Genomic DNA, 14,703 nt, shown 5'->3' with positions numbered 1-14,703 from the left:
GCTCACCTGCCGGATGCCTTCATGTCGGTGAAGGTGTTCGGGACGAGCGGACGCGCATCGGTTTGCGGCACGTGGCAGGCCGTGCAGAAATAGCGTCGCGGTGTCACATCGGCGAGCATCTGGCCATCGCGATCCATGAAATGCGTGATGCTGATCATCGGCGCACCGGAGCCTTCGGTATATTCGCGGCGATGGCATTCAAGACAGCGATTGGCTCGCAGCGTGAGCTGATAGTTCTCGATCGAATGCGGAATGACCGGAGGCTGCTCCGGATAGTTCCGCATCACGCGCTTGTCGTCGGTGACGGGCCGCGGGAAGGGCGGCGCAGGAACGTCGCCCATCGGCTGCGCTGCGCCGGTGACGCGCGGCACGATCCGTGGCGTTGTCTGGACAGACTGCGCGTAGATCGCACCGGACACCAGCACCATGGCGCCGGCGATGATTGCCGCGATGACCGTCTTCATCGCACTTAAACGGAAACGATCTTGACCGCGCATTTCTTGAAGTCCGCCTGTTTGGAGATCGGGTCGGTTGCGTCGAGCGTGACCTTGTTGATCAGCTGGCTGGCATCGAACCACGGCACGAACACCACGCCGCGGGGCATGCGGTTACGTCCGGTCGTATCGACGCGCGTGCGGATCTCACCGCGCCGCGACATCAGCCGGATTTCGGCGCCCTGATTGAGGCCGCGGGCCCGTGCGTCTTCCGCATGCATGAAGCAGCGCGCACCGGGAAACGCCTTGTAGAGCTCGGGCACGCGCATGGTCATCGAGCCGGAGTGCCAATGCTCCAGCACGCGGCCGGTCACCAGCCACAGATCGAACTCAGCATCGGGCGACTCGGCCGGCGGCTCGTAGGGCACCGCGATGATGCGCGCGCGTCCGTCCGGATTGCCGTAGAATTCGATCTTCTTGCCCGGCTTCACGTAGGGATCGAGACCTTCGCGGTAGCGCCACTTGGTCTCCTTGCCATTGACCACCGGCCAGCGAAGGCCGCGCACCTCGTGATAGACGTCCCAGGGCGCAAGGTCGTGGCCATGGCCGCGGCCGAACGTGGCATATTCCTCGAACAGCCCCTTCTGCACATAAAAACCGAAGTCCTTGGACTCGTGGTTTTCGTAGTCAGCTGGGATTTCGCCGACGGGGAATTTGTCGACCTCGCCGTTGCGATACAGCACATCGAACAGCGTCTTGCCCTTGTAGTTCGGATTGGCCTCGAGGAGGGCGGCGGGCCACACTTCGTCCGTCGTGAACCGCTTGGAGAACTCCATCAGCTGCCAGAGATCCGAGCGCGCCTGGCCGGGCGCATCGACCAGCTGGCGCCAGACATGGGTGCGTCGTTCGGCATTGCCGTAGGCGCCTTCCTTCTCGACCCACATCGCCGCTGGCAACACACAATCGGCGGACATCGCCGTCACCGTCGGATAGGCATCCGATACGACGATGAAGTTGGCGGGGTTGCGATAGCCCGGATATGTCTCACCCGAACTGTTGGGCGCCGCCTGCACATTGTTGTTCACCTGAACCCAGTAGAAGTTCAGCTTGCCGTCATGCAACATGCGGTCCTGCTCGACGGCGTGATAACCGATCTTGTCGGGCAGGAGGCCATGCGGCACGCGCCAGATTTCTTCAGCGTGCTTGCGGTGCTCCGGGTTGGTTACCACCATGTCGGCGGGGAGGCGGTGCGCGAAGGTGCCGACCTCGCGCGCCGTACCGCAGGCCGATGGCTGCCCCGTCAGCGAGAACGGCGAGTTGCCGGGCTCAGAGATTTTGCCGGTCAGCAGATGGATGTTGTAGACGAGCTGGTTGGCCCAGACGCCGCGGACGTGCTGGTTGAAACCCATGGTCCAGAGCGACATCACCTTGCGCTTCGGATCGGCGTAGAGCTCGGCGAGCTCCAGCAGAAAGCCGGGCTCGACACCGGTCAGCTTCGACACCTTCTCGAGCGAATAGTCCTTCACGAATTCGGCGTAGGCCGCGAAATCGATTGGCGTCGTCGCTGCGGCCGTGGCTGCGCCCTTGGCTTTCTTCTCCAGTGGATGTTCGGGACGCAACCCGTAGCCGATATCCGTCGTGCCCTTCACGAACGTCGTATGGTTGTTGACGAATTCGGTGTTCACGCGACCAGTCGAGATAATGTGGTTGGCGATGAAGTTGAGAATGGCAAGATCAGTGCCCGGCTTGAACACGATCGGGATGTCGGCAAGGTCAGAGCTGCGATGCGTGAAGGTCGAGAGCACCGCGACTTTCACATGCGGATGACCAAGGCGGCGATCGGTGAGGCGCGTCCACAGGATCGGATGCATCTCGGCCATGTTCGAGCCCCACAGCACGAAGGCATCGGCGGCCTCGAAGTCATCATAGCATCCCATCGGCTCGTCCATGCCGAAGGTGCGCATGAAAGCCACGGCCGCAGACGCCATGCAATGCCGTGCATTGGGATCGAGATTGTTGGAGCGGAAACCCGCGCGCATCAGCTTGGTCGCGGCATAACCTTCGAGGATCGTCCATTGGCCCGATCCGAACATGCCGATTGCAGTCGGTCCTTTTTCTTTCAGCGTCGCTTTGGCGCGCTGCGCCATGGTGTCGAATGCTTCGTCCCAGCTCACCGGCGTGAGTTCGCCGTTCTTGTCGAACACGCCGTTTTTCTTGCGGAGGAGGGGCGTGGTCAGGCGGTCGGCGCCGTACATGATCTTGGAGAGGAAGTAGCCCTTGATGCAGTTCAGGCCGCGGTTTACTTCCGCCAGCGTGTCGCCATGGGTGGCGACGACCTTGTTGTCCTTGACGCCGACCATGACGCCACAACCGGTGCCGCAGAACCGGCACGGCGCCTTCGACCATTTGATGGACAGCGACCCGACGCCGCCGGCAATCGACTGAGCGGCCGCCGGAACGTTGATGCCAGCCGCCGCTGCAGCGATGGCTGCTGCCTGAGCCTTGAGTAGATCACGCCGCGAAAGGGGCATTTCGTCGTTCTCCTAGTCGAGACGCTGTTCGAAGACCATGTTGGCCGAGAGCACGCCCGGCCACGATGAGATGTCTGCGAGCATCGCACCTAGTGCGCCGCTGCCTGGCCCTTCGAGGACCGCCACGAGTTTGGAGGCCGTGCGGTGATGTATCTCGACACCGGGAAGGCTCGACAACCGCGCAGATACCGCGTCGCTATGGGCCGGAAGCACCGACACGACGGCGCTGGAGATGTGCTCATTGTCGTGCGCGAACGCGCCGGCGGTCGCGCCGGTCAACAGAGCGCGTCTGGTGAGTTTGTCTGTCATGTGAAAGTCCTAGTGAAGCAGAGGCGGGCCGGGCGGGCCGAAAATCATCTGGGTCATCCAGACCAGAAAGCCGTAACCGCCGACCACGCCCACCGCGACGACGGGCCAGATGAGAACGACGATCGTGAGAAAGACGAGCAACTCCGACATGCGGCTGTTGCGTCTTTGAGCCTCTGCAGGCTGAGCGATATTCTGGTCCGTCACCATACGCTCCCCCTTCGGTTTGCGGCCATATGCCTGGAGAAGAGGCGAGATTCGCCTAGAGCGAGGGCAATATGCCTGCTGCAGCGCCCACCTTCTTTGCGCTGGATCAAACAACAAACTCTGCGGAGGATTTATTTGATATCGTTGTTCTGATCGCGATGTCGTCGTGCGGAGCCGCTCGCATCAGAATCTTTGATGACAGTTTTATTTGATTGCGACAGCTGCTCGGCGAAATCGCTCGTTCCGGAAGGCGAGCAATGGATCGTGAGATGTGCAATTCGTTTGGTCAAACGCCGCTTTTTGCGGGCCTGGACGAGGGCGCACGCGGCATCGTCATCGAAGCTGGCAGAAAGCACGTTCTGGATTGCGGTTGTTCGCTCTGGCAACAGGGCGACGTACCGGCGATAATCGCTGTGGTCATCGATGGTCAGCTCAAGAAGACAATGATCGATGCGCATGGCGCGCAGAAAACGCTGCAATTCATGCGACGCGGCGATCTCGCCGGAGCCGCATCGATGTTCGGCAATTTTTCTCGCCCGACAACCCTGCGCGCGACAGTCGCGACCGAACTGCTGTGCTGGTCCGCCGATCGCTTCAGCGGACTGATGCATGTTGTCCCGCAGCTCGCGATCAATGTCCTCGGTATCGTCGGACGGCAAACCGATCATCTGCTGCGCCGTCTTCACGAGGCAACGAGTGAGAATGCCGATCGACGTATCGCACGGATCGTTCTGCGCCTGGTGCGGGAAGGAGATCCGGATGGTGAGTGCGTTCCGATCGAACTGAGGATCTCGCGCCAGGAACTGGCCGAACTCAGCGACACCACGCTCTTCACGGTCAGCCGCACCGTTTCGGCCTGGAACCGGATGCTGATCCTGAAAGCCGGTCGCGGCCGCTTGACGGTCGTCGATCCCGCCAGACTCGCGGGCCTGGCGGGCGACGTGCGGGCGCACTGAGGCAATTACGCCGGATCGAGATATGGCTCGAACGCCTCGACCGACACCTTCAGCGTCGGATCGCCATCGGGTCCCCACAGCTCGGCACCGTCGAACACGACGGTGTAAAGCCATTGCGGGTTTTCGCCCTGCTCATGCGCCGCAGTGTCGGGATAGACATGGGCGCCGTGTATGCGTTCGATCACGCCGACATGACCGCGGACATAGCGCGGCAGGCGCGTATGGGTGGTCGGATGGATGTTCTTCATCCGCACGCGATCGCCGATCGCGAATGCGGCAGGCGCCGAAGCAGGGCGCGTGAATGAGCCGCGGGTCAACACGCGTTCGACACTATCAACGGTGAAGTTGCCGCGCTTCAGCGGCTTCGGCGGCACAGATGCGTGGCCGGCCTTGATCTCATCGGCAGCGAGGAAGCCACGCTCGACCAGCATATCCTCAAGGCCGAGAAACCATTTCTTGTAGTAGCTGCTGGAGAGATAGACCTCCGGCGGCAGCGTTTCGCGGTAGAAGCGCGACGCGTCGATGTTGAAGGCGCCTGCCGCGCCCATGGCGCGCACCATGGCCAGCACGCGGGATTCCCACTCCGCGTGAAACATCGGCTCGTTCGGTTCCGGTTCGACCTTGCCGAAACCGTCCATGCCGCCCATGTCGTGGACGCCGTTCATGACGGCGCTCCCGGCGCTGTCACCAGACCCGTGCCGATCATCGAGTCGCGCGTGACCAGTTCGGCCAGTTGTTCTTCGCTCCAGCCCTCGGTGCCGGCAGGTCGCATCGGCAACACGAGAAAACGTGTCTCTGCCGTCGAATCCCAAACGCGGATCTCGGTGTCATTCGGAATCGTGAAGCCGAAATCCGCCAGCACGCCGCGCGGATCCTTCACGGCGCGCGAGCGATAGGGCGCCGCCTTGTACCAGACCGGGGGGAGGCCGAGCATTTCCCAGGGGTAACAGGAGCACAGCGTGCACACGACCATGTTATGGCGCTCGGGCGTGTTCTCGACCACCACGAGATGATCGCCGGTGCGGCTGACATGGCCAAGCGTGCCGACTGCCGCTGAGCCATCGGCCAGTAGCGCCGCCTTGAAGGCCGGATCGGTCCAGGCTTTCGCGACCACCAGGGCGCCGTTGTGCGGCCCGATCTTGGTCTCATAGGCCTGGATCATCGCGTCCAGCGCTGCCGGATCGATATAGCCTTTCTCGGTCAGAATGGTCTCGAGTGCACGGACGCGCAGCTCGGTGTCCGACAATTCGGAATGATCGTGATCGTGGTCATGATGGTGTTCGCTCATGCCAAGCAGGATAAGCGAGGCGCGATTGTTCTGTCGAGGATTTCGGGACTCAGCTAGGTCTACAGCATGGCTGCTCCTCGTTATCGCGCGCTGACGCTGTTCGGCTTCGTTCTGGTCGCGCTGCTGGTGGCTTCGGGCCATGCGGAGGCGGCCAATGGCGCCTATGCGGTCGATGCGGCGGATATCTCGGACCTCGGCTCCTGCAAGGTCGAGAGCTGGTATTCGATGGCCACCAATAGCGACTTTGCGGCGATGGCCAATCCGTCCTGCGTGGTCGAGATCACGCGTCCGGTCGAACTCAGCGTCCTCACCAATCACAGCCGCTCCGATGGCGAGTTCAGCACCACGCTGGCGCCGAAAGCGAAGATCAATATCGAGCCGACCGGGATCGGCAAATTCGGCGTATCGGCGCTGGCCAGCGGCACATTCGACGCCATGACCGGCCAGAACACCGCCGTCTTCGCCGAGATTCCGGCGACCTATCGCTTCAACGAAACCATGCGCATCAATCTCAATGCCGGCTGGCTGTGGGATCGCGTGATCGATCGCCACTACTTCACCTATGGCGTCGGCTTCGACTGGAAATTCACCGACGTGCTGCAATACACAGTGGAACTGTACGGGCAGGCGGGTCACGCCGAATTCGCCAGCGTCATCCAGCCACGCATCCAGACCGGCTTGCGCTATCGGCCCAACGACATCTTCTCGGTCGACGTGATCTATGGCCGCAACATCACCGGGGAGAATTCCAACTGGATCACCTTGGGCACCACGATCCGGTTTCCGCCGCCGGGAAGCGTGAGCAAACCCGACGCGCATTTGTGATTCACCTGGGGCCGGCAATCGCTGTAAAACCGCGATATCGGCAAATTGCGTGATTTTCCGACAAGCATCTGAAATATCTCGATGTTAACGTCCGGCCGTGTTCAAGCCGGCTTGCGGAAATCCAGTGTCAATCTTGCGACGATCTTGCGACTTCCTATCCGTCCTCACCATCGCCGCAGCGCTGGTCACGCCCGCATTGGCAGGCACCAGCCTGCTGACGGACAAGCCTGATCTCAGCAGCTTTTCCCAGGACGGCCTGAACCGCGTCTCCGACATGCTCGACCGCGAAGTCGGCCAAGGCCATCTCGCCGGCGCGATCATGTTGATTCAGCACCGCGGCAAGCCGGTCTATTATGAGGGCTTTGGCGTCCGCGATCCCGCGACCATGGCGCCGATGACGACGGATACGATCTTCCGGCTGTATTCGATGTCGAAGCCTGTGACATCGGTCGCGGCGATGATTTTGGTGGAGCAGGGCAAGCTCAGGCTCGACGATCCCATCGCCAAGTTCATTCCGTCTTTCGCCCATCCGCAGGTCGCGACCGAACGCGCGGATGCCAGCGGCAAACCCTATCTGGACTTTGCGCCGGCCGAGAAACCGATCACCGTGCTCGACCTGATGCGGCAATCGTCCGGCATCAGTTCGGCCTTCACCAATCTTGGCCTGATCACGCAGCTTTATCTCGACGCAGGCCTGTTCGACGGCGATTTCGACAATGCCGATTTCGCGGCCCGGCTTGCGAAACTGCCGCTGGCCTATCAGCCGGCCACGGTGTGGGATTACGGCCATTCGACCGATCTTCTCGGGCGCGTCATCGAGATCGCCTCGGGCCAGTCGCTGTACGATTTCCAGAGGCGATATCTATTCGATCCGCTGGGCATGACCGACACCGGCTACTACGTGCTCGATCCCGCCAAGGCGCCGCGGATTGCGCAGCCGATGCCAACCGACCGCATCATCGGCAACGAGACCATCAGCGATCCCACGGTGAAGCGAAGATGGGAGTCAGGAGGAGGCGGCCTCGTCTCCACCACGGGCGATTACGCGCGCTTCCTGCAGATGCTGATCAATGGCGGCACGCTCGACGGCGTCCAAATCCTGAAGCCCGAGTCGGTTCAACTGATGCGCCAGAACCAGGTCGCGCCGGCCAGCGATGTGAAGCCCTGGGCCTATTACTATCCCGGTGCCGGCTTCGGCTACGGTCTTGGCTTCGGCGTCCGCACAGGACCCGGCGAGGACGGCGTGCCCGGCTTTATTGGTGAGATGGCCTGGGGCGGCGCCGCCGGAACTTACTTCTGGACCTATCCGGACCAGGACATGGTGATGATCCTGATGGTGCAGACGCCGACCCAGCGCGGCCGCATCCAGCCGATCCTGAAGACGCTGGTCTACGACGCGATCAGGAAATAGCGGGAGCGTGGCCGTGGTGCGGCTTTAAGAGATGTAGATCCCCACATAAGATCGACAAGATAACCGAAATTCCTCAATGTTTTCGGTGGATTGTCCCCACATAAGACAACGCCAATCCCCTCATAAGACCGACATAGTTCGCACTTTCCCCACATAAGATCGACACGGCTCGTGCGGAAATTTCCTCGGACCGTTTCGGCGAGGGATTCGCTGACCTCAGGTTGTAGGCAAGAATGACGTGTTGACCCGGACACGGACCTTATGACCGACCTGCCGCGACTCCTGCAGGTTTGCGCCGGTGATTGCGGACCCTCACCCTTTCTGAGGGGACCACCGAGGATCGGCCATCGAATGAGTGCAAGTTCAGATTACCAGCAGACTGATATGGACTTGGAGTATGGCCGAGAGGAAACGGCCAATGCCAGGGCACACGTCACGCCGTCAGATGAGCAAGCCAAAGCGATCCTGATCGAGTGGGGGAGGGAACGCCGGGAATTATTCCGAAGCTTTCAACCACTGCACATAATGGCCACTTCATCAGCCGATGAAGCCGTGGTGCGCGCCCGGAATTTCATCACGGATTACAAGGTCGAGGATACGCGCCTGAAGCTGTTGCGACAGTCCGTCGAGATCGGAGCGGTTAGGCAACTGCGCGCCAGAATCGCTAACTGGCATGCGTTTCTGTCGGCGTCACCACGTGAGGACGTCAGATCAGAACTGCTCGCACTTCATACAACTTTGGTTTCAATGTCGAAGATAGAAGATCAATCCAATAAGGTAGATTTCGACAAGCAGCCATTTGCCCGGATAGAATTTCTTCTTGAGCTTCTTACCGTGGCCTATGAGATCGGACGACCGGCCAACGTGGCGTTTTACATTCGACGCATCGGTGAGACCCTGATCGGCCCGATGGACGCAGCGCTTCACAATAAACTGGCGGCGGCGAATGAATGGCTACACTGGGCCACAAAGTACGAAGAAATCAACGGGAGTGACAGCCTTCTGAATCGCAATCATCCCGTCTACATAAGGGTTCAAAAGACCCCTCAGTGGCCTAAACAAGATCAAATACTGTAACCCGCGCCTGGATGCTGCGCCATGATTGCGTTCACGAGCACCTGCAAGTCTCCGATTGAATGGGCAGCGGTCGCCCCGTAGCGAAGAAGCTCGCCCCAAAGGCAATCGTTTTCCTCATTTCCGAGCAATACGAGCGATTCATCGTCCGGCGTCAGCACAAGGTACGGCATGAACGGATCCGCTCGAAGATCGAGGGCCAATTCCTCTACTTCGTCCGCTTCGTCACCTGCTGCCAGCGCGGCAGCCAGAGTCGCGAAAAGGCGTTTGAGGAACCGGCCATTTCGCGATCGTCCAACCCAGTATTTTTTGCCGTCAACAAGAACCGGCGCGGCCCTCTCGCCTGCTTCAAGGTAGATGAAAGCCATCGAAAATTCTTCCCGGTTTTATTGGCCTCTATGAGGTCAAAATTACGATTCGCCTAGCGGATGGATCCCACACATTTTTTGTACATCGTTCGACATAGACTCCGCATACATCTCCATTGTCCACATCTCGGCGTGACCGAGGATCGCCTGAACCGCACTCAAATCGGCACCGTTCTTCAGCAGATGCGCGCCAAAGGCATGGCGCAGCGCTTTCGGTGAGATTTTCTCGGCGTCTGCAAGGTTGGCAGTTGCCGCGATCTCCCTGATTTCCAGCCATGCTGACCCTCGGCTCATATGCCGATCGACATGCTTGAGTGAGTGAAACACCCATTCGGATGTCGGAAGACCGGCCATCGTGGCCATCCGTTTCCAATTGATGATGCTCTCGATCGCCTTCGCATTCAGCGGTACCCATCGGCGCTTGCCACTACGACCAACGATCACGACGCCACAGCCGTCCGCCTGGATGGCATCGGCAGGTAGGGCGACCGCTTCACTGACCCTCATTCCGGAAGCGTACATCGTCTCGAGCAGGGCTGCGCGACGCATGAACCCTGCCTGTCGGAGCATTCCAAAGCGGGTCTCGGCTGTCAGAGCGTGGGCGGCATCCAAAATGCGTTCGACGTCGGACATCGACATGAGATAGGGCGTCATGGCTAAGCGCGGCAATCGCTCGAACCCCTTTGTGGGGTCAGCATCGGAATGGCCCTCAGCCACCAAGAATGAATGAACTTGTCTGATCGTCGTTCTGAGACGCCTCAGCGTGGATTCTGCCGAGCCATTGCGCTCCAGAGAGTCGAGGAATTCGACAACGTCGGGTTCCTCGACCGTGGCAAGCGTCAGTTTCCGGCATGTCAACCATCCCAGATATTTCTCAAGGTCCGCCCCGTAGGCGGCCATGGTGTTGGTTGAAAGTCCCTTTTCTACGAACAACACGTCGAGCCACGATTTGGCCAACGTCTGGTCGTCCATCATGGACGCCCTCATCACAGCGTGCTCGCAATGGGATGTGCTGCAAATCGCATCTGACGAAAAGCACCGCGCCTCACGTCGAACTTCCGCTCTGCGTTCGCCAGCACAAGATCGCTGATTTCGCTCGGGTAGTTCTCCGGCCTCAGGAAGGAGAACCAATGACCGTACCAGCCATACGCGGTATGCATTTTCGCGACGCCGTTGTGGCCAGACCGTAGAAACTGGTCATAGACGTTGTCGAGCAAGCCATCGAGGCGTCGATGCTTTAGGATTTCGAAGCCCCGCGCTCGCACCTGGACCTCGGGCATATCCAACTCGCGTGCCTCGACCCAGTGGTCGCGATATCCTCCGATATCGAGGGCGCCGATCTGCCCAATGGTGTCGATCGCTTGCTTCAACGGCATCTTGTCGAGAACGGGCAGGCCGACCGTTTTCCCGACGCCAAGTCGGCCGAGCGCCCAGCGATCCATCTCAATGACATCCGGGCTTCCAGAAGACGGGATAACGACGGCGACACTGCCGCCTGCGCAGCGGACGCAACGTTCAACGCTGACATCTTGCCAGGAAAGGGGGCTCCCGCAGGCACATGTCGAGATCAGACCCACCTCGTGTTTGGGACATGTGGTGATGAATTCGAGGTCGAACCAGAACCGCTGATGCGGCCCTTCGGCGATGCAATGCGGACACAAACGGCGTGCGGAAACCCTAAAGTCGCAATAGCGCCCGAGACGCTCGCCGCGAACCACAAGATGATCTCGCATGTCCGCAACAGGGGTCGATCCCATGAAGGCCGCGGGTTCGCATCCAAGAATGGAGGCGAGCCGCAACGCGCCGTTGCCTTCGCGCAGGCGAGACGGCGTCAAGTCGGTCATGGACGGGATAAGGCCGGGCATTAGAATTCCGTTACGCTCGGCGAGGCGGAGGAGAATTCCGTGGGCGGGTTCGTCCTCGGCGGGGACGACGACAAGTGGGAGAATGCGTGCGGCCATTGTCAGGCCAGCTTCTTGCTGAGAGTGTTTCGTTTACGCGCCGCTCGTTCGTTCTGCCCCCTGGCAACCTCATTTAGCTGCGTGCGGCGACGCTCCGCCTTGGCGGCACGGAAGCCCTGAATGTCGAGGGTCTGGTTCTCGAACGGATTTTCCCAAGTCGGCGCATTGGTTTTGCGTGCATAAGCAATCGCCAGATGCTCCATCGTCATCATGTCGGCGCCACTATCGATCGCGACTTCAGCCGCTTTGGTGACGAATTTCGTCAGCGTGCCGACATAACCGTCGGACGCCTTGAAGAGACCCATCGCGACCGCGTCGTCATCGAACGCCATCTTTCGATCAAAAGGCATCCAGTCCGACAGCGAGCGGAGAAAATCCATGTATTCGCTTTCCTCTCCGAGATCGAGGTCGAACGGCCGCATAGTGTGGTTCTCGTCTTTCAGGGACTCCAGTTCGTCGTTGACGAGCGGAAGATCGCCGGCGTGGAGCACTCCCATGCAAGCGACCTGAACACGCGCCTGTTTGATCAGGCACTTGATTACGTTGGCCGCATGGAGAGCCTTCGTCATGTCTCCTTCGGCGATATGATGGCAGTCGTCGAAAATGATCAGACGAATGTCCTGTTCATTGATCTGGTGACGAGCGATTGCCATCATCTGGCCGAAGGTCGTTCGGCTGCCGACCCTCATTCCGATGGCAAGAAGAACGTCCCTGAACAAGTCTCGGCGGGTGCTCGCCTGAACTTCGACTTTAAGAACCGGGCGGACAAGGCCATGACCGGGCTTCTCGAAGGTGACACTCATCGTGTGCGAATAGTCCTGGTGTGCCGCGATCTGGAGATCGTCACCATTCTTCAACGTACCGCGATACATCTCTCGGATATCCTCCAGAAAGTCGTTCGCGACCGTGGATTTTCCGGCTCCGGTTCTCCCGACGATGAATGCGCAACCTGCCTGCTGCGAGACGCGGAAATTGCGATACAAGCGCTGAAGGACGGCCTTGGCTTCCAACAGGTTTGAGGTTTGTACGACGAACCGCCCGATGTGGGTCAGGCGATCGTGGGTCGATTTGTCATTCCAGGTCATTTCGTATTCATTCCTCAATCAAGATGGCTGCGCGGCCTCACGGCAAGCTTCGGCCGTGACCTGTTTTCCGCAGGAGACGGCGCAGTTAGACGCGCCGGTGCGACGGAGCGGGCGGTTTCGTTGAAGGCGGCCGGATCGAGCCGTGTCAGGTTGGGTTCGATCTGTGTGGGGCCGGACGGGAGGGGCTGGCGACCGCGGAACGGACCCCGTTCGCCGGGGGGAGGCGACAGGAGCTTGGGATCTTGGTGGTCGTGATACCCGATGGTAGTGGTACTTTCGTCGCGCCCAAGGCGGGATCCGCGGACGTGTTCGCCCGCGTTGCGGCCATCGGTCATCAAACGGGCGAGCTTGGAAGGCATCTTCTTCGTGGGCCGCAGCTTGCTTTTCACGAGATGAGACATCTCGCGACTTGATCTGGCCTGCTTGAGATGCGTGTCCTTGTCATATGCCGGACGTGCATTGCGCTCGCACTCGAGATAGTGCTCGTACTGATAAAGCGTCATGCCCGCGATATTGGGATCGTCGGTTTCCAGCTCCCCTTGAATCCATGCATCGCGTTCCCCGATGCGAGTTTCGTCCAGGATGTAGATGAAATTCAGATCCATGGGATCGATCCGGACGGTCACTTCGATCGAGCGCTTCCCTTCTAAATGCTTTGACCGACCGATGAGCACCGACCATGCGTTCGATTGCCATCGCAGGTGTTTGTAGAAGATGCCGTTGGGAGACAGTTTGCGCCGGATGACCTTGCCCGTGAGCGGAACAAGAAGTTCGTCGGGAGGCGGGGCCGGTTGTCCGTGTTCGCTAATTCCGCGCTCCCACATCACCAACGGCGCTTCGCCGGTTTCCGAGTGCTCCGTGGAGTGGTGGTGGTCGACGATGAATTTAGTGATGAGCCAATTCGCGTCGTGGAGACTCAACTCGACGTGCTTCATCGGTTTGTAATTGCGCAGGGCTCTCGGGTTCGACTTCGTCGTTCCCGGCAACAGATGTACAAGCCCTGTGTTCAGCGAGTGGAACCATCGCTCGATCCGGCCCTTGAGCCATCCAGCGGCACGGGGAAGGTCGATGATCTGCATATTGATCGCGCGCTCGGTTTCCTTCATCGAAGCCGAGCGAAACTCCGGACCGTTGTCGCAAAACAAGCGTTCGATCGAGCCGAAGCACGGATAGGTGAATTCGAAGGCGACGTCCTTTCCGATGGCGCGGCAGACCGACTCGAGCAAGTGCTCCTTCGGCTGAAGCGCGATGCGCAAAGCCTCCATGACGCTGACCCACGATGGTGGGGTGAAGGTAAGAGAGAAGCCGAGGATCATGCGCGAATAGCGGTCGATAATGACCGTGAGCCAAGGCCGCCCCAGAATGCGTCCTTCGTTGTCGCAAACCAGAAGATCGAGCTGAGTATGGTCGACCTCGGCTTCCTCGAGTGGTCTTGTGACGATGGGGCCGACGCGATTTGCCTTAGCCAATTTGGCGGCTTCCTGAGGACCGTGACGTTTCGCCGTCAGCTCGTACTGGTCCATGCCGTTGATGGTGCGAGAAACCAGATGCTTTCCGATGAGCTTCTTCGCGCCGAGCGTCGGCAATGCCGAACCGACCTCGTTGTTGTGGAGTTCGATGATGAAGCGCGCTTCCTTCAGGGCGGCCGCCATCGTTCCCGGCGGACAGCCATTTTCCGGCGCATACTTGTCGGCGATAGCGAGGTGAACGGCATGCCGCACCTTCGGATCGACGCGGTCCGTCCTGTAGCCTTTTCGACTGTGGTTGTCGATGAGCGCGCGGATGTCACGTCCGGCGGCGATCCAGCGCTTGTACCAATCGCTCACAAGCCTAGCGCGCGGCGTCCCGTCGTATGGGTATTGACGAGCCCCATTCTCTTCGACGCATTCGATCACTTTATCGATATGCTTGCTTTTGTTTCGCCACGGTTCCGGAAGTGCATGTAGCTTTTTGACGTACGGCTGCTTCTGCAAAGCCGAAGTCCGCTCGATGTCCGAGAAAGAACCCCAATCAACCTGGAGGTTCTCCATCACGTTTGCATCGAGGGCGCGATAGGCCGCGTCCGTCGTGATCCGGCCCGTCTTGACCATGTCCAGAAGACCATGACCGGCAAGGAGCATCTCCTTGCCGGTCTCTTTCTCCGTGAAGATCCTGTACTGTTCGCGCTCCGAACCGACGATGTACTGCCGGGAGTCGATCCGGATTACATCGCCGATATGGAAGCGAACGGGGACGATACCGCGCATGTGCAATGTCC

General features: G+C 59.9%; 16 protein-coding genes. 5 read left to right on the top strand and 11 right to left on the bottom strand.

The features are described from left to right. Positions 1-2: 2 nt before the first annotated feature. From AB7828_RS05725 to AB7828_RS05710, 4 genes are read right to left on the bottom strand one after another with little or no spacing between them, the layout of a single operon-like run. Positions 3-497, bottom strand: a complete 495-nt coding sequence (locus AB7828_RS05725) for a nitrate reductase cytochrome c-type subunit (protein ID WP_175369017.1) — start codon at positions 495-497, stop codon at positions 3-5. Further along, on the bottom strand, positions 470-2,965 hold the full coding sequence (napA, locus tag AB7828_RS05720; RefSeq protein ID WP_441229647.1) for a periplasmic nitrate reductase subunit alpha: 2,496 nt from the start codon (positions 2,963-2,965) through the stop codon (positions 470-472). The genes AB7828_RS05725 and napA overlap by 28 nt, the downstream gene beginning before the upstream one ends. 12 nt (positions 2,966-2,977) lie before the next feature. Continuing rightward, the gene (locus AB7828_RS05715) at positions 2,978-3,274 is read right to left on the bottom strand and encodes a chaperone NapD (RefSeq protein ID WP_441229646.1); all 297 of its coding nucleotides are present in this window, start codon (positions 3,272-3,274) and stop codon (positions 2,978-2,980) included. Positions 3,275-3,283: 9 nt separating this feature from the next. Further along, the gene (locus AB7828_RS05710; protein WP_120289715.1) at positions 3,284-3,481 is read right to left on the bottom strand and encodes a nitrate reductase; all 198 of its coding nucleotides are present in this window, start codon (positions 3,479-3,481) and stop codon (positions 3,284-3,286) included. Positions 3,482-3,549: 68 nt separating this feature from the next. Between AB7828_RS05710 and AB7828_RS05705 the strand changes: the two genes are divergently transcribed. Together AB7828_RS05705 and AB7828_RS05700 are read left to right on the top strand one after the other, a co-directional pair. Then, positions 3,550-3,690: a hypothetical protein gene (locus AB7828_RS05705; protein ID WP_441229645.1), complete on the top strand. Its 141-nt coding sequence runs from the start codon at positions 3,550-3,552 to the stop codon at positions 3,688-3,690. A gap of 45 nt (positions 3,691-3,735) precedes the next feature. Continuing rightward, positions 3,736-4,434 (top strand): Crp/Fnr family transcriptional regulator, encoded by a 699-nt coding sequence (locus AB7828_RS05700; protein ID WP_441229644.1) that lies wholly within the window; start codon positions 3,736-3,738, stop codon positions 4,432-4,434. A gap of 5 nt (positions 4,435-4,439) precedes the next feature. Here AB7828_RS05700 and nthB read toward each other — a convergent pair whose 3' ends face one another. Together nthB and nthA are read right to left on the bottom strand one after the other, a co-directional pair. Beyond that, positions 4,440-5,099, bottom strand: coding sequence for a nitrile hydratase subunit beta (gene nthB, locus AB7828_RS05695; RefSeq protein ID WP_441229643.1), 660 nt, complete (start codon positions 5,097-5,099; stop codon positions 4,440-4,442). Beyond that, positions 5,096-5,722: a nitrile hydratase subunit alpha gene (nthA, locus tag AB7828_RS05690; protein WP_439058383.1), complete on the bottom strand. Its 627-nt coding sequence runs from the start codon at positions 5,720-5,722 to the stop codon at positions 5,096-5,098. Before nthA ends, nthB begins: the two co-directional genes overlap by 4 nt. 66 nt (positions 5,723-5,788) lie before the next feature. Between nthA and AB7828_RS05685 the strand changes: the two genes are divergently transcribed. The 3 genes from AB7828_RS05685 (at position 5,789) to AB7828_RS05675 (ending at position 9,035) form a co-directional block, all read left to right on the top strand. Beyond that, a complete protein-coding gene (locus AB7828_RS05685) occupies positions 5,789-6,547 on the top strand; it encodes a hypothetical protein (RefSeq protein WP_441229642.1) in 759 nt (252 codons plus the stop codon). Between the two features lie 124 nt (positions 6,548-6,671). Further along, positions 6,672-7,958, top strand: coding sequence for a serine hydrolase domain-containing protein (locus tag AB7828_RS05680; RefSeq protein ID WP_439075238.1), 1,287 nt, complete (start codon positions 6,672-6,674; stop codon positions 7,956-7,958). Positions 7,959-8,309: 351 nt separating this feature from the next. Next, positions 8,310-9,035, top strand: coding sequence for a hypothetical protein (locus AB7828_RS05675; RefSeq protein WP_439085192.1), 726 nt, complete (start codon positions 8,310-8,312; stop codon positions 9,033-9,035). On the opposite strand, the gene AB7828_RS05670 is transcribed toward AB7828_RS05675, so the two are convergent. Genes AB7828_RS05670 through AB7828_RS05650 form a run of 5 tightly spaced genes read right to left on the bottom strand, consistent with a single transcriptional unit; the run spans position 9,023 to position 14,692 of the window. Next, positions 9,023-9,400 (bottom strand): hypothetical protein, encoded by a 378-nt coding sequence (locus AB7828_RS05670; RefSeq protein ID WP_439085193.1) that lies wholly within the window; start codon positions 9,398-9,400, stop codon positions 9,023-9,025. The genes AB7828_RS05675 and AB7828_RS05670 overlap by 13 nt on opposite strands. 42 nt (positions 9,401-9,442) lie before the next feature. Then, positions 9,443-10,375 carry a tyrosine-type recombinase/integrase gene (locus AB7828_RS05665; RefSeq protein WP_441229641.1) on the bottom strand — a complete coding sequence of 311 codons (933 nt, stop codon included), beginning with the start codon at positions 10,373-10,375 and terminating at the stop codon, positions 9,443-9,445. A gap of 11 nt (positions 10,376-10,386) precedes the next feature. After that, positions 10,387-11,361: a TniQ family protein gene (locus AB7828_RS05660; RefSeq protein ID WP_441229640.1), complete on the bottom strand. Its 975-nt coding sequence runs from the start codon at positions 11,359-11,361 to the stop codon at positions 10,387-10,389. A 2-nt stretch (positions 11,362-11,363) separates the two neighbouring features. Continuing rightward, entirely contained in the window at positions 11,364-12,446 is a 1,083-nt protein-coding gene (locus AB7828_RS05655; protein ID WP_441229639.1) for an ATP-binding protein, read from the bottom strand. Positions 12,447-12,460: 14 nt separating this feature from the next. Continuing rightward, a complete protein-coding gene (locus AB7828_RS05650) occupies positions 12,461-14,692 on the bottom strand; it encodes an integrase catalytic domain-containing protein (protein ID WP_441229638.1) in 2,232 nt (743 codons plus the stop codon). Positions 14,693-14,703: the final 11 nt, after the last annotated feature.

The sequence above is a fragment of the Tardiphaga sp. 215_C5_N2_1 genome (genome assembly GCF_052076055.1).
Taxonomy (GTDB): Bacteria; Pseudomonadota; Alphaproteobacteria; order Rhizobiales; family Xanthobacteraceae; genus Tardiphaga; species Tardiphaga robiniae.
This window is presented reverse-complemented; position numbering and strand designations above follow the sequence as displayed.